Source organism: Arthrobacter sp. SO3, from assembly GCF_020532825.1.
Taxonomy (GTDB): Bacteria; Actinomycetota; Actinomycetes; order Actinomycetales; family Micrococcaceae; genus Arthrobacter.
The window spans coordinates 1-20,041 of record NZ_MQTS01000073.1 but is presented as its reverse complement, the minus strand read 5'-3'; the positions used below and the strand labels follow the sequence as shown (position 1 = coordinate 20,041).

Annotated in this window: 16 protein-coding genes; 6 read left to right on the top strand and 10 right to left on the bottom strand. The window is 66.6% G+C overall.

All coding sequences use genetic code 11. The features are described 5' to 3' along the window. The 5 genes from BJQ90_RS07885 to BJQ90_RS07865 all read right to left on the bottom strand — a co-directional run. Nucleotides 1-882 (bottom strand): carbohydrate ABC transporter permease (locus BJQ90_RS07885; RefSeq protein WP_226759744.1); only part of this gene is annotated, 882 nt, incomplete at its 3' end. Further along, nucleotides 882-1,841, bottom strand: a complete 960-nt coding sequence (locus tag BJQ90_RS07880; protein ID WP_226759743.1) for a carbohydrate ABC transporter permease — start codon at nucleotides 1,839-1,841, stop codon at nucleotides 882-884. The genes BJQ90_RS07885 and BJQ90_RS07880, both read right to left, overlap by 1 nt. Nucleotides 1,842-1,853: 12 nt before the next feature. Continuing rightward, nucleotides 1,854-3,176 (bottom strand): ABC transporter substrate-binding protein, encoded by a 1,323-nt coding sequence (locus tag BJQ90_RS07875; RefSeq protein WP_226759742.1) that lies wholly within the window; start codon nucleotides 3,174-3,176, stop codon nucleotides 1,854-1,856. 94 nt (nucleotides 3,177-3,270) lie between these two features. Then, entirely contained in the window at nucleotides 3,271-4,092 is an 822-nt protein-coding gene (locus tag BJQ90_RS07870; RefSeq protein WP_226759741.1) for a hypothetical protein, read from the bottom strand. Beyond that, complete coding sequence (locus BJQ90_RS07865) at nucleotides 4,089-5,201, bottom strand: Gfo/Idh/MocA family protein (protein ID WP_226759740.1); 1,113 nt, start codon at nucleotides 5,199-5,201, stop codon at nucleotides 4,089-4,091. The genes BJQ90_RS07870 and BJQ90_RS07865 overlap by 4 nt, the downstream gene beginning before the upstream one ends. Nucleotides 5,202-5,380: 179 nt before the next feature. On the opposite strand from BJQ90_RS07865, the gene BJQ90_RS07860 reads away from it, so the two are divergent. Next, nucleotides 5,381-6,592: an ROK family transcriptional regulator gene (locus tag BJQ90_RS07860; protein WP_226759739.1), complete on the top strand. Its 1,212-nt coding sequence runs from the start codon at nucleotides 5,381-5,383 to the stop codon at nucleotides 6,590-6,592. Between the two features lie 108 nt (nucleotides 6,593-6,700). Continuing rightward, the gene (locus tag BJQ90_RS07855) at nucleotides 6,701-7,894 is read left to right on the top strand and encodes a CynX/NimT family MFS transporter (protein ID WP_226759738.1); all 1,194 of its coding nucleotides are present in this window, start codon (nucleotides 6,701-6,703) and stop codon (nucleotides 7,892-7,894) included. A 251-nt stretch (nucleotides 7,895-8,145) separates the two neighbouring features. Here BJQ90_RS07855 and aceB read toward each other — a convergent pair whose 3' ends face one another. Next, a complete protein-coding gene (aceB, locus tag BJQ90_RS07850; protein ID WP_226759737.1) occupies nucleotides 8,146-9,810 on the bottom strand; it encodes a malate synthase A in 1,665 nt (554 codons plus the stop codon). 105 nt (nucleotides 9,811-9,915) lie between these two features. Beyond that, the gene (gene aceA / locus BJQ90_RS07845; protein WP_226759736.1) at nucleotides 9,916-11,229 is read right to left on the bottom strand and encodes an isocitrate lyase; all 1,314 of its coding nucleotides are present in this window, start codon (nucleotides 11,227-11,229) and stop codon (nucleotides 9,916-9,918) included. Between the two features lie 142 nt (nucleotides 11,230-11,371). Here aceA and BJQ90_RS07840 point away from each other — a divergent pair, with 142 nt between their 5' ends. Together BJQ90_RS07840 and BJQ90_RS07835 are read left to right on the top strand one after the other, a co-directional pair. After that, a complete protein-coding gene (locus BJQ90_RS07840; protein WP_226759735.1) occupies nucleotides 11,372-12,880 on the top strand; it encodes a helix-turn-helix transcriptional regulator in 1,509 nt (502 codons plus the stop codon). A gap of 155 nt (nucleotides 12,881-13,035) precedes the next feature. Beyond that, entirely contained in the window at nucleotides 13,036-14,784 is a 1,749-nt protein-coding gene (locus tag BJQ90_RS07835; RefSeq protein WP_226759734.1) for a pyruvate dehydrogenase, read from the top strand. Between the two features lie 97 nt (nucleotides 14,785-14,881). On the opposite strand, the gene BJQ90_RS07830 is transcribed toward BJQ90_RS07835, so the two are convergent. Next, a complete protein-coding gene (locus BJQ90_RS07830) occupies nucleotides 14,882-15,751 on the bottom strand; it encodes a hydroxymethylpyrimidine/phosphomethylpyrimidine kinase (protein WP_226759733.1) in 870 nt (289 codons plus the stop codon). A gap of 142 nt (nucleotides 15,752-15,893) precedes the next feature. Between BJQ90_RS07830 and BJQ90_RS07825 the strand changes: the two genes are divergently transcribed. Then, nucleotides 15,894-17,306, top strand: a complete 1,413-nt coding sequence (locus BJQ90_RS07825) for an MFS transporter (protein ID WP_226759732.1) — start codon at nucleotides 15,894-15,896, stop codon at nucleotides 17,304-17,306. A 64-nt stretch (nucleotides 17,307-17,370) separates the two neighbouring features. On the opposite strand, the gene BJQ90_RS07820 is transcribed toward BJQ90_RS07825, so the two are convergent. Both BJQ90_RS07820 and BJQ90_RS07815 read right to left on the bottom strand, forming a co-directional pair. Next, nucleotides 17,371-18,153 carry an ABC transporter permease gene (locus BJQ90_RS07820; protein ID WP_226759731.1) on the bottom strand — a complete coding sequence of 261 codons (783 nt, stop codon included), beginning with the start codon at nucleotides 18,151-18,153 and terminating at the stop codon, nucleotides 17,371-17,373. Next, nucleotides 18,153-18,944 carry an ABC transporter ATP-binding protein gene (locus BJQ90_RS07815; RefSeq protein ID WP_226759730.1) on the bottom strand — a complete coding sequence of 264 codons (792 nt, stop codon included), beginning with the start codon at nucleotides 18,942-18,944 and terminating at the stop codon, nucleotides 18,153-18,155. The genes BJQ90_RS07820 and BJQ90_RS07815 overlap by 1 nt, the downstream gene beginning before the upstream one ends. A gap of 229 nt (nucleotides 18,945-19,173) precedes the next feature. Here BJQ90_RS07815 and BJQ90_RS07810 point away from each other — a divergent pair, with 229 nt between their 5' ends. Continuing rightward, nucleotides 19,174-19,869 carry a queuosine precursor transporter gene (locus BJQ90_RS07810; protein WP_226759729.1) on the top strand — a complete coding sequence of 232 codons (696 nt, stop codon included), beginning with the start codon at nucleotides 19,174-19,176 and terminating at the stop codon, nucleotides 19,867-19,869. Nucleotides 19,870-20,041: the final 172 nt, after the last annotated feature.

The window sequence follows — 20,041 nt, the reverse complement described above, 5'->3', positions numbered from 1 at the left end:
GAGGGATCCGCCGATACCGCCGACGCTGAAGTACTTGTTCAGGGTGGCGAAGACGATCACCGGCGGGAGCATCATGATCACGGCCAGGGCCATCACCGAGGTCCAATCGGTTTGGTTCTGCTGGAAGAAGGACTGGACGCCCATGGGGAGGGTGAAGACCTCGTTGGAACGGAGGAAGACGATGGCCACGAGGTAGTCGTTCCAGGCCAGCAGGAAGGCGAAGATCGCGGTGGAGAGGATGCCGGGGAGGCTGTTGCGGAGGACCACTTTAGTGAAGGATCCGAACACGGAGCAGCCGTCGATCCAGGAGGCCTCTTCGAGGCTGATGGGGATGGAGTCGAAGTAGGCAGCCATCATCCAGGTGGCCACGGTCATTGTGGAGCCCACGTAGATGATGGTAATGCCCAGCAGGTTGTCCACCAGCCCCATGCCGGCGAAGAGGATGAACAGCGGGACCACCGAGGTGATGATGGGCAAGGACTGCATGACGAACAGCAGCAGGGAGTAGCCGGAGACTGCCTTGCTGCGGCCGCGGGAGAGGACGTACCCCGCGGGGGCGGCGACGGCCACGGAGACCGTGACAGTGGCGAGGGTGGTGATGAGGCTGTTCTGCAGCCAGGTGGCAGCGAGGGTGCCGGAGAACACCTTGGCGAGGTTCTCGAAGGTCGGGCCCGTGGCGGTGCTCGTGGGGCCCGGGGTGAAGGCCAGTGCCACGGTGACCATGATGGGGACGAGAACCAGCGCCGTGATGGCCAGGATCCCAGCGAACCTCCACCACTGGCCGCGGTGGCCGGCTTCGGACAGGACGCGGCGGTTCTTGGCTGGGCCGGCGACGCCGAGGACGGGGCCGGACTCGGGATGGGCGTGGACTGCTGCGCTCATTATTCGACGCTCGACTTTCGGATCTGGCGGTACAGGAGGACGGAGATGACCACCAGGGTCATGGTCATGAGGAAAGCGATGGCCACGCCGGGGCCGGTGGCGAAATCCTGGAAGACGGTGCGGTAGGCCAGGACTACCAGGGACGTGGTGGCGCTGACCGGGCCGCCGCCGGTGAGCAGGTAGATGGTGGGGAAGTCGTTGACACAGAAGATGGTCATGAGGATCCAGCTGATGTACGTGGAGCGGGCGATCAGCGGGAGGGTGATCTGGCTGAACTGCTGCCAGGGGGTGGCGCCGTCCATGCTTGCCGCCTCGTAGACCGTGGTGTCCACCGAGGCCAGCGCGGCGGAGATCATCATCATCATGAACGGGAAGCTGACCCAGACTTTGAACACCATCACGGTGATGGCCGCGAGGTGGGGATCGGCGAGGAACAGCGGCGTTCCCAGGCCGAGGTTCCGGAACAGGGACGGGACCAGGCTGTCCGGGGTGGCGACCAGCCAGTTCCACGCTGTGGAGGAGACCACGATGGGTACGACCCAGGGCAGGAGCAGCAGGACCTTGAAGGTTCCGCCCGCGGGGATCTTCGTCCGGAGCAGCAGGGCCAGGCCCAGGCCGACAAGCCACGACCCGAACACGCCGACGATGGTGAAGAGCAGGGTGAACTGTGCCGCTTTCCAGAACGCCGGTGAGGACAGGACGGTGGCGAAGTTCTCCCCGCCTACGAAGTTGCCGGTCTCGATCAGGGAACCGTCGTGTGTGGCCTGCACACCGGCGTGGATGAGGGGGTAGCCGTGAATGAGGACGAGCAGGATGACTGAGGGCAGCAGGAGCCAGAAGAATGTCCGGCTGGTCTGCGCGCTGAGCTTGCTCTTGCGGTTTGCGGTGCCTCCGGGCCCGCCGGGGGCGACGCCCCGGCGGGCCCGGCTGAGGCCGGGTTCAGCTGTAGTCAGTGCCATGGGAAGGACCGCTTACTTCTTAATGACGGATTTGAGGCTGGACTCGAAGGTCTGCAGGGCGGACTTGGCGTCAGACTGGCCGGTCAGGATGGTCTGGGTGAACTGGTTCAGGGCCTGGCCGCCGTCAAGGGCCGCGAGGTTGGCGTTGAGGGTGTTGCCCTGGGACGCGAAGGTCTTGGCGATGGGCTGCCAGTCCTTGACGATCTTGACGTTGTTGGGATCATCGGCAAACTCGGGGATTTCCGTGATCGATTTGAAGACCGGCAGGGCAGACATCAGCTTCTGGCGCCACAGTTCCTTGAGCTGGCCCAGGTAGTACACCAGGAAGGCCTCGGACGCTTCCTGCGACGGAGTGTTCTTGTACATCATGATGTTGTTCGGGAAGACGATGGTGGCCTTGTCGCCGTGCGGGCCGGTGATGGGATCCGCGACCAGCAAGTCTCCGGAAGTGTCGCCGACGCGCTGAGGAACGTTTACCTGGAACAGGCCAAACCCGGCTTTCTTGTCCTTCCATTGCGCCGACATGTTGTCGGTGGTGTAGCTGACCGCAGCGGGATCGACGATTCCGTTGGAGACCAGTTCCAGAATGAATTCAATGGCTTCGACGTTGCGGTCGTTCATCAGGTCCAGCTCGCCTTCCTTGGTGAAGACGCCGCCGCCGTTGTTGACCATCATCATGATCATGGAGTGGTTGCCGTAGTTATTGCCTGCGCCCGCGCCGGTGGTGAAGCCGAAGGCGCCGATCTTCTTCAGTGCCTTGCCGGCTTCCAGGAGGGATGGCCAGTCGGTGGGAAGGCCGACGCCAGCCTGCTCAAAGAGCGACTTGCGGTACCAGAACACGCGCATGTCCAGCTGCCACGGCACCGCCACGTAGCCCTTGTCGGACTTGAAAGGCTCCAGGACGCCGGGCAGGAAATCGGCGAACTGGCCGTTCTCCTTCAGCTTGTCAATGACCTTGTCGGCGTAGGCGATCTGCCCCTGCTGCTCAAACTGGAAGGCCTGGAACCCGCCGCCGGTGGAAACCGCGGGCCCGGTCTTGGACGCGATGGCCGAGGAGAAGGTCTGGTAGAAGTTGTTCCACTGGATGGTCTGGTAGCTGGCCTTGAGGTTCCCCGAGGCCGGTGCGTAGCCCTCCGCGATGTTCTTGGCGGCCTCGTTGTAGGCGGGAGTGGCCCACGGCATGTCCCAGAACTTGACCACGCCGGTCGCCGAGCTTTGGGAGGCGGAGCCGCCGCCGCAGGCAGCGAGCAGCGGAGCGGCGCCTGCGGCGGCGGCGAAGCCCAGGAACCCCCGTCGGGAGAAGGCGGTGGATGTTGCGGAGGACTTAATGGTCACGATTATTTCCTTTCAGGATCCGGCTGTTGCTTGCCGGTCCATCTCGACATTGAGTTGATGCGGAATCTGCTGCTGGTACTGCGGGTGGAGCTGGCTAGTCGTTGAGTCGGGCGATGAGGGACGTGAGGGCGGCAAACTGCTGCAGGTCGGTGGACGACTCGCCTGCCTGGAGCAGCTGGCGGATCCGCCGCCAGCTGTGCCGGTGGGCGGATTCGTAGATCGTGGGAAGTGTGGTGGCCCCCTCCGCGGTCACCGAGCGGATCTCCGCTGGCCACGCCGCGGCGGGATCGGGCACGGTGATGTCAGCCCGGCCGGCGGAGGTGAGGAAGGAGATGGTCGCAGTGGCCGGGACGGACGCGGTGGTGATCCCCTGCAGGGCTGCGGGAGCGCCATTGGCCAGTTTCCCGACCAAGGTGTAGCCGTGGCCGCTGCGCTGGATCACTCTGAGCCCGTCAGGTTCGACGCCGGTCTGCAGGAGCGCAGCCAGATGCTCGGCCAGTAGCGCCAGGGGGTCATCGCCCGGCGCGCCGTAGGCAACGGAGTCCAGCAGGACGCAGTCCGCCACAGCGGCCGCGATCACCGCGCGCGCGGCGTCGTGGGAGGCGGCGATCGCCGGGTTCCCCGCCCAGCGCTGATCCAGAACGACGACGGCGCCGCTCGCGGCCGCCGTTTGCGCCAGGGCCGTGGGGTCCTCGGCGGCCGGGTCTGAGACCACGACGCCGCGGGAACCGGCGCGGATCGCCTCGGCGGCCCGGCCGGTCCAGCCTTCGTGGCCGGCGACGGCGGTGACCTCCGGGGCGGCTGTTGCCGGGTCAGTGGCCGGGGTAAAGGAAGCGGGAAGGGACGCAATGACGGCGGCGACAGCGCCGGCGGTCTCGGCTTCGGGAGTGGCATAGACGGAGATCAAGGTGCTCATGCCATGGACTCCTCGGGTGCGGGTGCGGGTGCGGGTGCGGGTGCGGGTGCGGGTGCCGGGTTGGCGGCGCGGTCGGCGGCGGCGCCGGCAATGGCGAGGGCAAACTCCAGATCGTGGAGCAGGGTGTCCGCGCCGGGCGCGGGCGCGGTGCCGCGGGCGATGTCGGCGAGCCGGCGCCATTCGCCCTCATAGCCGTTGTGGCCGAACGGGCCGAGGACCGTCGTCGTGCCTGCCCGCCGGATCCGCGCGGTGGCGGATCCGGCGTGTACATAGGACGGGGTGAAGTCGATGCTGAGGCTGGCGTTGTCGCCGATCGCTTCGAAGGTCCAGGCCGGCTCCCAGGTGCTGTTCATAGCGGCCCGGAGTTCAATGGCCACTGCCCCGGCGCGGAGGGAAATCAGGTAGCCGAAGGGGTTCACGGTCTCTGCGTGCAGGACTTCAACGGATGCGAAGTCCGGCGCGAACCTGCGGACGAGGGGCAGATCGTGGATCGCCAGGCCCATCACGCCGCCGGTGATCATGGCCCGGAGGGCCGCGTCGTCCATGGGGCCGCGGGACGGGGCGGGAACGCGTCCCACGATTTCGGTGGCGAAATCCTCGAACCGCGGGTTGGGCGGCAGGACTATCGATGACCGTACCGTGTGGACCTGGCCGGACAGGTCCGCCCAGGGGGACTCGGCGGCCAGCCAGCCCGGGTCGAAGGTGTGCATGGCGCCGACAATGATGGGCACCCCGGTTTCGGCGGATACCGCGGAGATGGCTGCGGCTTCTTCCCCGTTCATCGCGAAGGGTTTCTCACACAGGACCGCTTTTTTGCCGGCCCGGCAGGCTGCAATCACCTGCGCGGCGTGGAACTGGTGCGGGCTGCAGATGGCGACGATGTCGACGGCGGGGTCGGCCAGCAGTTCCTCCACCGTGGTGCTGAAGCGTGCCCCCACCCGGGCCGCCACGGATTCCGCGACGTTGGGGTCCACGTCCATCACGTGGCGGACTTCAAGGATGTCCCGGAGCCGTGCCAGGGAGGGCAAGTGGATTGCCTGCGTCACGGGACCGGACCCCAGGATCCCGACGCCCAGGGGCGACGGTGCTGCTTGCGGTTGGCTAGACAACTTCGATACCCCTTTGTATTCGCTGAACTGCTGCATCCTCGTGAGGCCACAGCGTCCAGTGATCTGCCTCACACCCCAAGCTAGAACTACTTTTGTCGATCGTCAAGCAAAAGTTGCAAACTATGTTACAAACTTTCTGAAGCGTGACATGCATAAGAACTTCGTGCTATCACTAACTCATGAGTACGACCACCGGCATCGAATCCGCAGCCCCCGACGCCGCCGGCAGCCTGTCCCGTGCCGGAGACCTGTTCCAGCTGCTGCGCGACGGCAAGGCCCGCACCCGCGCCGAGCTGGCCCTCACCACCGGCCTGGCCCGTTCCACCGTCGCCTCCCGCATCGATGCGCTGATGCACTCCGGTCTGGTCGGACCGGCGGGCGAGGCCAGCTCCAGCGGCGGCAGACCGCCGTCGCGCTTTGCCTTCAACCCCGCCGCCCGCGTTGTGCTGGCGGTCGACGTGGGCGCCACTCACCTGATCATCGCCGTCACGGACCTGAACGGAACCGTGCTGGCGGAGCGGCGGCTGACCCAGGACGTCGCCGATGGCCCGGTGACGGTGCTGGACCGGGTGGTGGCGGAAGGGAACCAGCTGCTCAGCCAGGCCGGCCGCGGCAAGGACGTCCTCGCCGGCATCGGCATCGGCCTGCCCGGCCCCGTGGAACACGCCACCGGCATGCCGGTGAAGCCTCCGATCATGCCCGGGTGGGACGGCTTCGACGTCGTCCGGCACGTCCAGCGCTCGCTGCCGGTCCCCGTGCTGGTGGACAACGACGTCAACATCATGGCCCTGGGCGAGCAGAGTGCCTACTGGCCGGAACACGACAACTTCCTCTTCATCAAGGTCGCCACCGGCATCGGCGCCGGGATCATCAGCAGCGGACAGCTCCAGCGGGGCGCCAACGGCACCGCGGGCGACCTCGGCCACGTCCGGGTGCCGCGTGGCGACAACGTGCTTTGCCGCTGCGGCAACTACGGCTGCCTGGAGGCGCTCGCCTCCGGCCCCGCCGTCGCGCATGCCCTCACTCTTCAGGGCCTGCAGGCAGACAACGGTGGCGACGTGCTGCGGCTCGTGGCCGAGGGAAACCTGCAGGCGATCCAGGCCCTGCGCCAGGCCGGCCGGGACCTGGGCGACGTCCTGGCCACCGTCGTGAACCTGCTCAATCCCTCCGTCATCGTGATCGGCGGAAGCCTGGGGCAGGCCGGCGAACACCTCATGGCTGGGGTCAGGGAGGTGGTCTACCGGCGCTCGCTGCCGCTGGCCACCACCCACCTGCGGATCGGCCTGTCCATGGCGGGGGACCAGGCCGCCATCCTGGGCGCCAGCCAGATGGTCACGCAGTACGTGCTCTCGCCCGCGGTGATCGAGGCAACCCTGCAGGCCGCGGGCTGACGGCTGCCATCTGCGTAGGTGTCACATTCGCCGGGTCCGGTCCGGGCACGTGATAGCAATGGGACTGATGAAAGCATATTTCTGCCCGCCGGCTGAGCCGCGGCACCCATGAGCGAGAACGTCTTGGCGAAGGTCCCGCGCAGCTGGATCCTGATGGCCGCCATTGGGCTCATCGCCTTGAACATGCGCGGTCCGTTCGTGGCCGTGGCGCCTGTGGTCGGCCTGATGCAGGCGGAACTCGGCTTTTCCCCCGTGGAACTCGGCCTGCTGACCGGCATCCCGGTGTTGTGCTTCGCCCTTGCCGCGCCCCTCGCTTCGTTCGCCGGGCGCAAGCTCGGCGCGGAAGTCGCCATCACCCTCACCCTCGTGGGTGTCCTGCTGGGCGTGATGGTGCGTTCGGCGGGCAACGGTGCCATGGTCATGCTCGGCACGGTGATTCTGGGCATCGCCATCACGATCGGCAACATTGCCGTCCCGCTGATTATCCGGCGCGACTTCGCTCCCGCCCGGCAGGCCACGGCCATGGGCATCTACACCGCTGCCCTGAACATCGGCTCCTTTATCACCGCCATGGTGATGGCGCCGCTGGCCGAGCTGCTGGGGTGGCGGCTGGCCCTGGCCGCCAGCGGGCTCTTCGCCGTCGCCGCGTTCGTGGCCTGGGTGCTCGCCTTTGGCCGGCAGGCGTTCCGGCCCGAACCGGTTCCCGCCCCGGCTCCCGCACGCGCCGGGATCAAGCCCGCGTCGCGCTGGATCACAGTCGGGCTGACCGCAGGCTTCGCCGGGCAGGCATTTTCCTACTACGGCGTGACTGCCTGGCTACCTAGCATCCTCGCGGACGAACTCGGCATGACGGCCGCGCAGGCGGGCGCCGGGTCCTCGCTGTTCCAGATTTTCGCCATCGTGGGTGGGCTGGGCGTTCCGCTCGCGGCCCGTCTTGCCAGTACGACGACGGTCGGACTCACTCTGGGGGTGCTGTGGTTGACGGTTCCGGTGGGCCTCCTGCTGGCGCCGGAGCTGTGGTGGCTGTGGTCTTCGCTTGGCGGCGTCGCCCAGGGCGGCGGCATCACGCTGATCTTCATCGCCATCATCCGGCTGGCCCGGGACCAGGCCTCGGCCGGCAGGATGTCCGCCGTCGTGCAGGGCGCGGGCTACGCCTTCGGTGCAGCGGCCCCCACCCTGCTGGGTTACGTGAACGGCGTCTCGGGATCGTGGACCGGGCCGCTGTTGATGGTGCTCGGCTCCGTGTCGATGTTCATCCTCGGGACCGCGCTTTCCCTCCGGCACGTCCCCAAGCCGCACTGAGCCCCGCCGCTGCCCCTCAAGCTGCACTGAGCCCCGCCGCCTTTGCCACGCCAGCGCGCCGAGGTGACAGTTAAGGCCCATGTTCACGAGGAACATGGGCCTTAACTGTCACCTCGACGCCGTTGTCGAGTTTACTGAGGGGGTCTTCCGTCGCTGGGCCACCGCCCCGGATCTCGGGGGTGCCTGTTGCGAAGGGCATGGCAGCCCAGCAGACGGAAATCTATACCTTCCTTGGTGCTCCCGTACCGACCTTAGGCGGGGACGAGGGTGGGGTCGTCGCTGGGGATGTCGCCGCCGTCGCGCGCTTCATGCAGGAACCGGTCGTACGCCGGAAGCGTCAGGAAGGCAGGGAACGACGGGGTGAGCGTGACTTCCTCGAAAATGTCCCGCGCATCGGCGAAGCGGTCGCCCTCGAAGCGTTCCAGCCGGGCGAACTCCTCGTCCAGCATGTCCTCGACCCATTCGCGGGTGATGACGTCGCCGTGGTCCGTGATGGCGCGGGAGAAGATCCACTGCCACAGCTGCGAGCGGGAGATCTCCGCGGTGGCGGCGTCCTCCATCAGGTTGTGGATGGCGACGGCGCCATTGCCGCGGAGCCAGGACTCGATGTAGCGGATGCCGACCTCGATGTTGTTCCGGATGCCCTGCTCGGTGATGGTGCCGGTGGTGGAGGCGATGTCGAGCAGTGCGCGGTCGTCCGGGATGACATCCTCGCGCAGCCGGTCCAGCTGGTTAGGGCGGTCGCCGAGGACGCCGTCGAACACCTCGCGGCAGACCGGAACCAGGTCCGGGTGGGCCACCCAGGAACCGTCGAAGCCGTCGCCGGCCTCGCGGGTCTTGTCCGCGCGGACCTTCTCGATGGCGATCGCGTTGGCTGCCGCGTCCTTGCGGTTGGGGACGGCTGCGGCCATCCCGCCGATTGCCATGGCGCCGCGCTTGTGGCAGGCCCGGACCAGCTGTTCGGTGTAGGCGCGCATGAACGGCTGGGTCATGGTGACCTGGCTGCGGTCCGGCAGGACGAAGCGCGGGCCGCGGGTGCGGAAGTTCTTGATCAGCGAGAAGATGTAGTCCCAGCGGCCGGCGTTCAGGCCCGCGGCGTGGTCGCGCAGTTCGTAGAGGATCTCCTCCATTTCGAAGGCGGCCGTGATGGTTTCGATCAGCACAGTGGCGCGGATGGTGCCCTGCGGGATGCCGAGGAGGTCCTGGGCGAGGATGAAGATGTCGTTCCACAGGCGGGCTTCGAGGTGGTTCTCGATCTTCGGCAGGTAGAAGTACGGGCCCTTGCCCTGGGCGATCAGGCGGCGCGCGTTGTGGAAGAAGTACAGGCCGAAGTCCACGATGCCGCCGGCAATCGGGGTGCCGTCAATGAGCATGTGCTTTTCCGGCAGGTGCCAGCCGCGGGGCCGGACCACGATCGTGGGCAGCTCGCCGGCGGGGCGGAGCTTGTACTCCTTGCCCTCGGGAGAGGTGAAGTCGATCCGGCGCTCCAGCGCGTCGGTGAGGTTGAGCTGGCCCTGGATGACGTTGCGCCACGACGGGGTGGAGGAGTCCTCCATGTCCGCCAGCCACACCTTGGCGCCGGAGTTCAGCGCATTGATGGTCATCTTCTTGTCCACCGGGCCGGTGATCTCGACCCGGCGGTCCTCCAGGCCCGGAGCCGGGGGAGCAACGCGCCATTCGGTGTCGTTCCGGACCGACTCGGTCTCGCGGAGGAACCGCGGGTCCTGGCCCTTGCCGATCTGCTGGCGGCGGTCCCGGCGGGCCTGCAACAGCTCCATCCGCCGTCCCTTGGTCGCCTTGTGCAGCTTGGCGACAAATGCCAAGGCGTCAGGAGTCAGGACCTCGCTCTGCCGGCAAATCGGCTGTGCGGTCAACGTAACCCCGTTGATGGTGAAGTTGTCTGTGAAGCTGTTCATGGGAGTTGCTCCTTGAATGTCCGCCGTTGCCCTATCACTTTTGGTCTCCAAAGAAGGCCGATGGGGACCAAAAGTGATAGGGCAACGGGCGGGAAAAGCTGGGGATTAGTGGAACTGGCCTTCTTCGGTGGATCCCACCAGAGCCAGGGTGGATGCGTTCGGGTTGAGCGCGGTTGCGATGTCGTCGAAGTAGCCGGTGCCGACTTCGCGCTGGTGCTTGGTCGCGGTGTAGCCGCGGGATTCGGAGGCGAATTCCTTCTCCTGCAGCTCGACGTAGGCGCTCATGCCTTCACGGGCGTAGCCGTGGGCGAGATCGAACATCGAGTAGTTCAGGGCGTGGAAGCCGGCCAGGGTGATGAACTGGAAGGTGAAGCCCATGGCGCCGAGTTCGCGCTGGAACTTGGCGATCGTGGCGTCGTCGAGGTGCTTCTTCCAGTTGAACGACGGGGAGCAGTTGTAGGAGAGCATCTGGTCCGGGAAGTCGGCCTTGACGGATTCGGCGAACTTGCGGGCCAGCTCCAGGTCCGGGGTACCCGTTTCCATCCAGATGAGGTCGGAGTAGGGGGCGTAGGCCTTGGCCCGTGCGATGCAGGGTTCGATCCCGTTGCGGACCTTGTAGAAGCCCTCAGCGGTGCGCTCGCCGGTGACGAATTCCTTGTCGCGGTCGTCGACGTCGGAGGTGATCAGGGTGGCTGCCTCGGCATCGGTGCGGGCGATGATGACGGACGGGGTGCCTGCGACGTCGGCGGCCAGACGGGCGGCGTTCAGGGTGCGGACGTGCTGCTGGCTGGGGATCAGGACCTTGCCGCCGAGGTGGCCGCATTTCTTCTCCGAGGCGAGCTGGTCTTCCCAGTGCACGCCCGAGGCGCCGGCCTGGATCATGGACTTCATCAGCTCGTAGGCGTTCAGCGGGCCACCGAAGCCGGCCTCGGCGTCGGCGACGATCGGGACCATCCAGTCCTCGACGGTCTGGATGCCTTCGGAGAACTCGATCTGGTCGGCGCGGAGCAGGGCGTTGTTGATGCGGCGGACCACGGTGGGGACCGAGTTGGCCGGGTAGAGGGACTGGTCCGGGTAGGTGTGGCCGGAGTTGTTGGCGTCCGCGGCGACCTGCCAGCCGGAGAGGTAGATGGCGCGGAGGCCGGCCTTGACCTGCTGCACGGCCTGGTTGCCGGTCAGGGCGCCCAGGGCGTTGGTGTACTTGCCTTCCTTGTGCTCCCCGGTGAGCTGCTTCCACAGCTTCTCCGAGCCGCGGCGGGCCAGGGTGTGCTCCTCGGAGACGCGGCCGCGGAGGCGGACGACGTCGGAGGCCTTGTAGTCCCGAGTGACACCTTCCCAGCGCGGGTTGGCAGCCCACTCGAGCTCCAGTGCGGCGGCCTGCTCTTCGGGCGTCTGGGTGGGCTCAAATGCTGCAGTCATCTTTGTCTCCTTAGTGGGGCCCCGGGCCGGCTGTACTGCTTCCTCGCAGTGCGACTGGCGGATCCGGTGCGGTGTAACTTTTCCGTAAGACCTACTTTTCTGTACTTTCAAGGAGCTTTCTAGACCAATTGAGTGGAAAGAAATGCACTTCTTCGCGTATTCTCAAGAAATGCACCCCGCCAGTTGGAATCGCCCCGCCTCCGTCGCCTCGCCCGCCGTCCCGGAGGTGGACGTCATCAGCATGGGCCGCCGTGTCCGCCACCTCCGCAAGGCCGCCGGACTCACGCTCGATGACCTGAGCGCCACGGTGGGAACGGCCCCCAGCCAGCTGAGCCTGATCGAGAACGGCAAGCGCGAACCCAAACTCGGCCTGCTCCAGCAGCTCGCCGCGGCCCTCGGCGTCAGTATCGACGAGCTGCTCGGTGCGGAACCGCCCAACCGCCGCGCCGCCCTGGAGATCGAGCTGGAACGCTATCAGCGCAGCCCAATCTACGAGTCCTTGAAACTGCCCAAGATCCGCATCAGTTCGCGGCTCCCGATGGACGTGCTGGAGTCCATGGTGGGTCTGCAGCACGAGCTGGAACGCCGGCTCAACGAGCAGGTCGCGACGCCGGAAGAGGCCCGCCGCGCGAACGGGGAGCTGCGCGCCATGATGCGCGAACGCAACAACTACTTTCCGGAGTACGAGGCCGAGGCGCAGAAGGTCCTCGCCTCGGTGGGGCACACCAGCGGCCCGCTGTCCCATCACGTGATCGCGGACATCGCCGGGCACCTCGGGTTCAGCCTCCACCACGTGGGCGACCTGCCGCATTCCACCCGCTCGGTGACCGACCTTAAGAACCGCCGGATTTACCTCACCCAGAACGCGCGCAGTGACCACGACCCGCGTTCAGTGCTGCTGCAGGCGCTGGGCCACTACGTGCTGGGCCACCAGACCCCCACCAACTACGGTGATTTCCTGATGCAGCGGGTGGCCACGAACTACTTTGCCGCCGCGCTCCTGCTGCCGGAACAGGTCACCGTGGAGTTCCTGCAGAAGGCCAAACAGGCCAGGGAGATCGCCGTGGAGGACATCCGGGACGCCTTCGCGGTGTCGTATGAGACCGCCGCGCACCGCTTCACCAACCTCGCCACCCAGCACCTGGACCTGCGGACCCACTTCCAGAAGACCCACAAGAGCGGCATCATCTACAAGGCCTACGAGAACGACGGCGTGACGTTCCCGCAGGACCACACCGGCGCCATCGAGGGCCAGCCGTCCTGCAAGAACTGGACCTCCCGGGTGGTGTTCGACGTGCCCGACAAGTTCAGTGCGTACAACCAGTACACGGATACCCCGGCCGGGACCTTCTGGTGCACGGCGCGGACCGAGCGCTCCGCGAACGGCGAGTTCTCGCTTTCCGTGGGGGTTCCCTATGCGCAGGTGAAATGGTTCCGCGGCCGCGACACCACGGAGCGGTCCAAGTCGACGTGCCCGGATGAAAGCTGCTGCCGGCGCCCGCCGGCGGCCTTGACCTCGGAGTGGGCCGGCAACGCCTGGCCCTCGGCGCGGGCGCACTCGCACCTGCTCGCCGCGATGCCGCCGGGCGCCTTCCCCGGCGTGGACGAGACCGAGGTCTACAGCTTCCTGCAGGCGCACTCGGGGAGCTGATCCGGGCGCGCACAGCCGGTGAGGCCGGCCAGTCCGGCCGGGCGGACTGCGCGGGCCGGCGGACCGGGAGGGCCGGCCCCAAGGGAAGCGCTCCAAGGTATCCGGACTATATTGGCCCTGTCAGCCCATCAACCTGATCGCGGGAGTGTGCACTCATGGCCAAGGAACTCGCCACCCAGCTCGTTGAACAACTCCAGGCTGCCGGCGTGCAGCGCATCTACGGGATTGTCGGCGACAGCCTCAACCCGATTGTCGACGCCGTCCGGAAGTCGGGCGGCGCCGCAAAGGGCGGCATAGATTGGATCCACGTCCGGCATGAAGAGGCCGCCGCGTTCGCGGCGGCCGCAGAGGCCCAGCTGACCGGCCGCCTGGCGGTCTGCGCAGGCTCCTGCGGGCCAGGAAACCTGCACCTGATCAACGGACTCTATGACGCCAACCGCTCCGGAGCCCCGGTGCTGGCCATCGCCTCGCACATCCCGAGCAAACAGATTGGCAGCAGCTTCTTCCAGGAAACCCACCCGGACCGGCTGTTCAACGAGTGCTCGGTATATTCCGAGCTGATCAGCACAGCCGAACAGGCGCCCCGGGTCATGCACAGCGCCATCCAGCACGCCGTCGCCCTCCGGGGCGTCGCCGTCGTCACCCTTCCCGGTGACATTGCCGGGCTGGAAGCAACCGCGGAGGCTCCCTTGCCGGCAACGTTCCTACCCGCCACCCTCACGCCGGCGGCGGAAAGTGTCCGGGCCCTGGCCGAGGCGATCAACGCAGCGGACAAAGTGGCGATCTTCGCCGGCGCCGGTGTCCAGGGCGCCCACGACGAGGTGATTGCCCTGGCGGAAGCCGTCAAGGCGCCGATCGGGCACTCGCTCCGCGGCAAGGACTTCATGCAGTACGACAACCCGTACGACATCGGCATGACCGGGCTGCTGGGCTACGGCGCCGCCGCCGAGGGGATCGAGGACGCGGATCTGCTGATCCTGCTCGGCACCGATTTCCCCTACGACCAGTTCCTTCCCGGAACGCGCACGGCGCAGGTGGACCGGGCCGCCCAGAAACTGGGCCGGCGGACCGACGTCGACGTCGCGGTCCATGGCGACGTGCTGCCGACCCTGGCCGCGCTGATGCCCCTGATTCAGCCGAAGAAGAGCCGCCGCTTCCTCGATGCGATGCTCAAGAAGCATGACCGGCTGATGAACAAAGCGGTCGGCGCCTACACGCGGAAAGTGGAAACCAAGGAGCCGATCCACCCCGAGTACGCGGCATCGGTGCTGGACCAGGTTGCGGCGAAGGATGCGATCTTCACCGCCGATACGGGCATGTGCAACGTCTGGACCGCCCGGTACATCAACCCGCTCGGCACCCGCCGCCTGATCGGCTCCTATCTGCACGGCTCGATGGCGAACGCGCTTCCGCATGCGATCGGCGCCCAGTTGGCCTTCCCCGGGCGCCAGGTGGTGTCCGTCTCGGGCGACGGCGGCCTGTCCATGCTGCTGGGGGAGCTGATCACCGTGGCCGCGCACCGGCTCCCGGTCAACGTGGTGGTGTTCAACAACTCCACCCTGGGCATGGTCAAGCTGGAAATGCTGGTGGACGGGCTCCCAGACTTCGGCGTCGACGTGCCCGACGCCAACTATGCCGCGGTGGCCCGGGCCTTGGGATTCCACGCTGTCCGCGTCACCGACCCGTCCCGCATCGAGGCCGCGTACCGGGAGGCGTTTGCCCACCCGGGACCGTCCCTGGTGGAACTGATCACCGACCCCAAGGCACTCTCCCTCCCGCCGAAGATCAAGGGCGCCCAGGTCCTGGGGTTCGCCACGGCGATGTCCAAGGTGGTCCTCAACCGGGGAGCCGGCGAGGCCGTCAGTATGGCGCGCAGCAACCTCCGCAACATCCCGCGGCGCTGAGGAGCTTCGACGTCGCCGGAAACGCCCGGGTTCGCCGGAAACTTTCCGGCGATCTCGGCGGCTTCCGGCGATCTCGGCGGACCGGGTGAAAGGCGGGTTAGCGCGGACCGCCCTGCCAGAGCGCATCGAAGGGCGCTCCCGAGGCCACGCGGTTCCGGATTCCCGCGGTCACAAACGACTTGGCGGTGCGTGCGGCCTCCAGTGGCGTTGCGCCCTTGGCCAGTTCGGCCGTGATGGCGGCGGCCAGCGAGCAGCCGGCACCGGAAACAGCCACTTCGCCCACCTTCGGGGCGGACAGGACTTCCAGGGTCTCGCCGTCGTAGTAGACGTCGACGGCGGCGGGGCCGGCCAGTCGCACTCCGCCCTTTGCGAGCACCGCGGCACCGCTGAGTTCGTGGATGCGGACGGCCGCGGCTTTGAGCGAGGCGAGGTCGGTGATTTCCAGGCCGGAGAGGGACTCGGCCTCGAAATGGTTCGGCGTGACAAACGTGGCCAGCGGCAGGATCTGCGCCTTGAGGGCCTGATCCGTGTCCAAGGCGTGTCCCGATTCCTGGCCCTTGCAGATCAGCACCGGATCCAGCACCACGTTGGTGAAAGCCGCGGCCGCCAGAGCCGTGGCGACCGTCGAAATCGTGGCCGGGCTGCCCAGCATCCCGATCTTCACGGTGTCCAGCACGGACGGTGCGCCGGACGCGGCGCCGTAGGCCGCCGTCGTCGCCTCAAGCTGGTCGGCGATGACCTGCTGGTCGATCGGGACGAAGCGGTGGTTCCAGTTGTCCTGCGGGTCGAAGGACACGATGCACGTCAGGTTGGCGATGCCGAAGACGCCCAGTTCCTGGAAGGTCTTCAGGTCAGCCTGTGCACCGGCGCCGCCGGTCGCTTCGGATCCGGCGATGGTCAGGGCGAGGGCGGGAGTGGCGGCGTCGGAAGCCGCCAGGGCGGCGGGGTCAAAGGCGGTGGAAGTCATGGTCCCATCCTGCCACCCGCCGGAAACCGCCCGCATTGTGCGTATGACCAATATGAACAAAACCCGCGTGTTCCGGATCACCAGGACTACGGTGGCGGACGGTGTTGCTTTCTTGCGGCGCCGGATCCAGGAAGGTTCATTGATGAGCACCCAACTGTCCGAATCGGCACAGACGAGAAAAGCCGTAAGCAACATCCTCAAAGGATCTGCCGGCAACCTCGTGGAGTGGTACGACGTCTACGTCTATACCGCTTTTGCGGCCTATTTCCAGTCGCACTTCTTCAACGCCACTGACGATCTTCAGGCCGGCCTTGAGGCGATGGCCGTCTTTTCGACGTCGTTCCTGATGCGGCCGGTGGGCGCCTGGTTCTTCGGCCGCTACGCCGACCGCAAGGGACGCAAGGCAGCGCTGACGCTCAGCGTGACAATGATGTCCGCGGGTTCCTTCGCGATCGCCATCCTGCCCACGCAGCAGCAGATCGGTATCTGGGCCATGATCCTGCTGGTCCTCGTGCGGCTGATCCAGGGCTTCTCCGTAGGCGGCGAATACGGCACCAGCGCCACCTACATGTCCGAGGCGGCCACCTCCAAGCGCCGCGGCTTCTTCTCGAGCTTCCAGTACGTCACGCTGATCGGTGGCCAGATGCTGGCCTTGCTGGTCCTGGTCATCCTGCAGAACGCCATGCCCAAGGGAGAGCTGACCGAGTGGGGCTGGCGCATCCCGTTCGCGATCGGCGGCGCCGCCGCGCTCGTGGTCCTGTGGCTGCGGCGCTCCATGGAAGAGACCGTCTCGGCCGAACAGGTCGAGGCCGCAAAGGCTCCCGCCGCGGCAGGCGTTGCCCAGCCGGGCACCATGAAGCTGCTGTTCACCCAGTACTGGAAGCCGCTGCTCATCTGCATCGGCGTCACCCTCGGCGGCACCGTTGCTTTCTACACGTACACCAACTTCCTCCTGAAGTTCATGAACGATACCTCCGGCATCCCCAAGACCGACACCTCGGTGATCAACTTCTGGGCGCTCTTCATCTTCATGCTGATGCAGCCGGTCTACGGGATCATCTCGGACAAGGTCGGCCGCAAGCCGCTGCTGCTCTGGTTCGGCATCACGGGCGTCCTTTTCACCTGGCCGCTGCTCTCCACCCTGGCCGGCACCAAGGATCCCTTCACTGCATTCCTGCTGATGATGGGCGGCCTGCTGATCGTCGGCGGCTACACCTCCATCAACGCCCTGGTGAAGGCCGAACTGTTCCCGGCCTCGATCCGTGCCCTGGGGGTCGGCCTGGGTTACGCGACCGCCAACTCGCTCTTTGGCGGCACCGTTCCGCTGATCGGCGCGGCGCTGCAGAAGTCCGACCAGGTGGAACTGTTCTTCACGTACGTCACCGTGGCGATCGGCATCTCCCTGCTGGTCTACATCTTCGCGCTGAAGAACAAGAAGTCCACGCACCTGGACCACGAACAGGGCCACGCCTGGGAGCCCGCTGCCGCCCCGGCTGTGCCCGGCGACGGCCCCAGGGACGACGACAAGGACCTCATCGACGCCTCGCGCCGCTAGGAACACCGCGCTGCTAAGAACCACGGCGCACCCTCACGCTGAGCGGAGCCCGATCGGCCCGGGGCTACTGGGCATTGTCCGCGAAACGCAACTGCAGGATCGTGGCGGCGACACCCACAGCGAAGGTGCCCGCGAGCACCGCGTAGCTGCCCGCCGGGAGCGTATCGACCGGGTCGGCCACCATGCCGACCAGCAGCGGGACGATCGAGTAGGGGAACCACTCGGCCCAGCCGGTCTTGCCGAACAGGTTGCCGAGGGCCAGCATCACAAGCGAGAACGCAATGGGGGCCACCTCGCCCCGGCTCCACACGGCGATCCAGGCGACGACGGGTGCGAGCAGGAACGAGATCCCCGCGGCAAGCAGCACATGCACGATTCCGGTCGCGGCCAGCCCCATGGAGAACCCCGGCAGCTCCATAGCCAGCCCGATTGCCATGGCCTCGACGATGACGATAACGACGAGAGTCATCCACCAGGCCGCGGCGACAAGCAGCTTGGCGACGGCAAACCAGTGACGGCCCACCGGCAGCGCGAGCATGTTCTTGGCCGTGGCGTCGCTGTACTCCCTGCCAAACAGGTAAGCGACTATGAACGCCAGCAGCAACATCCCGCCGATGCCAAAGATCAGCGTGAGCATGTAGAAGTATTCGGGCCACGCCGCCTCAAGTCCGGCGAGGTTCGCTTTGGTGCCCAAAAGCCCCAGCTGAGCCGCCCGCCCCGGTTCGCGCACGATCCACATGAAAAGCGCGATGCCGAGCGGCATCATGGCGAGCACCGCCAGGGTGGCCCACGGCGCCTTCGAACGGTGGAGCTTCATGAACTCGGTGGCGAGAACCTGACCGAACATCAGGCATCGCCGCTCTTCGGGCCCTCGCCCGTGCGCGCGAGGAAATAGCGTTCCAGATCCAGCGTGAGCAGCGCCAACTCGCGCTCTTCCGGGGTGTAGGCGCCGGCCGCGAAGGCCCGTGCTTTCGCGGCGAGTTCGTCGCGCGACGACTCCTCAATGAGGCGGCCGTCATGCACGATGCCGATGCGGTCGGCCAGGTGGGCGACCTCGGCGAGGATATGGCTCGACATGAAGACGGTGACACCGCGCTCGTCGGCGAGCGAGCGGAGCAGCTCCCGGATCTCGACAATCCCGGCCGGATCGAGCCCATTGGCGGGCTCGTCAAGCAGGAGGAGCTCGGGGGAGTGCAGCAGTGCGCGGGCGAGCGCGAGGCGCTGCTTGTTGCCAAGCGAAAGCTGGCCGGCGCGGCGGTTCGCGTACGGACCCAGGCGCAGCAGCCCGATCGAGTCGGCGACTGATCGCGGTGCTGAACCGGTGAGGCGGCGCTGGATATCGAGGTTCTCGCGCACGGTGAGGTTGGGGTAGGAGGTGGCGGTCTCGACGAGGAAGCCGATGCGCGAAAACACGGTCGCCTCCCCGGACCGGATGCGCCGGCCCAGGACGGTGATCTCCCCGCCGCTGGGACGGATGAGCCCGAGCAGCATGCGGATGGTCGTCGTTTTGCCCGCACCGTTCCTGCCGAGGAACCCGTAGATCTCTCCCCGGCGGACGTCGAAGTCCAGCGCGTCGACGGCGGTGATGCCGCGGTACCGCTTGACGAGGGCACGCGTGGAAATGGCGGTGTCAGGCACTTTCATGCTCCATGGCCCCATCCTGCCACCAGGCCCGAACCGTTGACAGTGCGGGGATGAATAGTTCGGGCGCCAGCGGCACCCGTCTTCCCCGCCGCCGCAGGTGAGAGAATGGAGGGCGGTTCCGGCGGCCAGGCCGCCAGGAGCCATCCAGTGCTAATACAGCCGGTTGCCCAGGACCTCACGTGAGAGCCCGGGCACCAGGCGAACCACTACGAATGGAACACCCATGACTTCCGCCAAGACATTCCCGGCCGCGGCCCCGCCGAAGTTCGCCTCAATCGGTTCGCCGTACTTCGGCATGATGCTGGCCGTCATGGCCGTGGTGCTGATCCTCTCCAACATTGGGGCGTCCAAAGGCGTGGCGATAGGCCCGGTCATCACCGACGGCGGCTTCTTCCTCTTCCCGCTGGCGTACATCCTGGGCGACGTCATCAGTGAGGTGTACGGCTTCAAGGTGGCGCGCAAGGCTATCGTCACCAGCTTTGCGCTCTCGGTCTTCGCGTCCCTTTGCTACTGGGTCATCATCGCGTTGCCGGGCTTCGGCGATGACTTTGGGATTGCCAAACAGGCTGCCCTGGAAGGCGCGCTGGGCCCGGTTCCGCAGATCGTGCTCGCCTCGCTGCTGGCCTTCTTCGCGGGCCAGACGATCAACTCCTGGATCCTCGTGAAGATGAAGGCCCGCACCGGTGAGAAGTCACTGTGGGCCCGGCTGATGGGATCCTCAGGCGTGGGCGAATTCGTGGACACCCTGATCTTCTGCAGCATCGCTGCCTCCGTGATCGGGATTACCGACGCCGGGGCGTTCGTCAACTACGTCCTTGTGGGCTTCGTCTACAAGACGCTCGTGGAGTTCGCCTTCGTGCCGCTGACCTCGCTCGCCATCGGCTGGGTGAAGAAGCGCGAACCAAGCTACGGGGCGTAGCCGCCTGCTGCGCCGTTCGCACCTGCCGTGTCGCGGTATTGGACAAGGGCGCTTGCGTACGTCAGACTCACCTGCGTTCATCAGACCTTTAGCCCGGGGTTTTCATCAATGTTGGGCTGAGGGGTGTGTTTAAGAGACGAAAAGGTGCTCTGACAAGGGAAAATAGGGGTGT

What these genes read in the sequence shown, in the direction of transcription:
- BJQ90_RS07820 (WP_226759731.1), bottom strand. Translation starts at nt 18,153, where the DNA reads ATGTTCGGTCAGGTTCTCGCCACCGAGTTCATGAAGCTCCACCGTTCG.
- BJQ90_RS07810 (WP_226759729.1), top strand. Translation starts at nt 19,174, where the DNA reads ATGACTTCCGCCAAGACATTCCCGGCCGCGGCCCCGCCGAAGTTCGCC.
- BJQ90_RS07830 (WP_226759733.1), bottom strand. Translation starts at nt 15,751, where the DNA reads ATGACTTCCACCGCCTTTGACCCCGCCGCCCTGGCGGCTTCCGACGCC.
- aceB (WP_226759737.1), bottom strand. Translation starts at nt 9,810, where the DNA reads ATGAACAGCTTCACAGACAACTTCACCATCAACGGGGTTACGTTGACC.
- BJQ90_RS07870 (WP_226759741.1), bottom strand. Translation starts at nt 4,092, where the DNA reads ATGAGCACCTTGATCTCCGTCTATGCCACTCCCGAAGCCGAGACCGCC.
- aceA (WP_226759736.1), bottom strand. Translation starts at nt 11,229, where the DNA reads ATGACTGCAGCATTTGAGCCCACCCAGACGCCCGAAGAGCAGGCCGCC.
- BJQ90_RS07860 (WP_226759739.1), top strand. Translation starts at nt 5,381, where the DNA reads ATGAGTACGACCACCGGCATCGAATCCGCAGCCCCCGACGCCGCCGGC.
- BJQ90_RS07880 (WP_226759743.1), bottom strand. Translation starts at nt 1,841, where the DNA reads ATGGCACTGACTACAGCTGAACCCGGCCTCAGCCGGGCCCGCCGGGGC.
- BJQ90_RS07855 (WP_226759738.1), top strand. Translation starts at nt 6,701, where the DNA reads ATGAGCGAGAACGTCTTGGCGAAGGTCCCGCGCAGCTGGATCCTGATG.
- BJQ90_RS07840 (WP_226759735.1), top strand. Translation starts at nt 11,372, where the DNA reads ATGCACTTCTTCGCGTATTCTCAAGAAATGCACCCCGCCAGTTGGAAT.
- BJQ90_RS07835 (WP_226759734.1), top strand. Translation starts at nt 13,036, where the DNA reads ATGGCCAAGGAACTCGCCACCCAGCTCGTTGAACAACTCCAGGCTGCC.
- BJQ90_RS07825 (WP_226759732.1), top strand. Translation starts at nt 15,894, where the DNA reads ATGAGCACCCAACTGTCCGAATCGGCACAGACGAGAAAAGCCGTAAGC.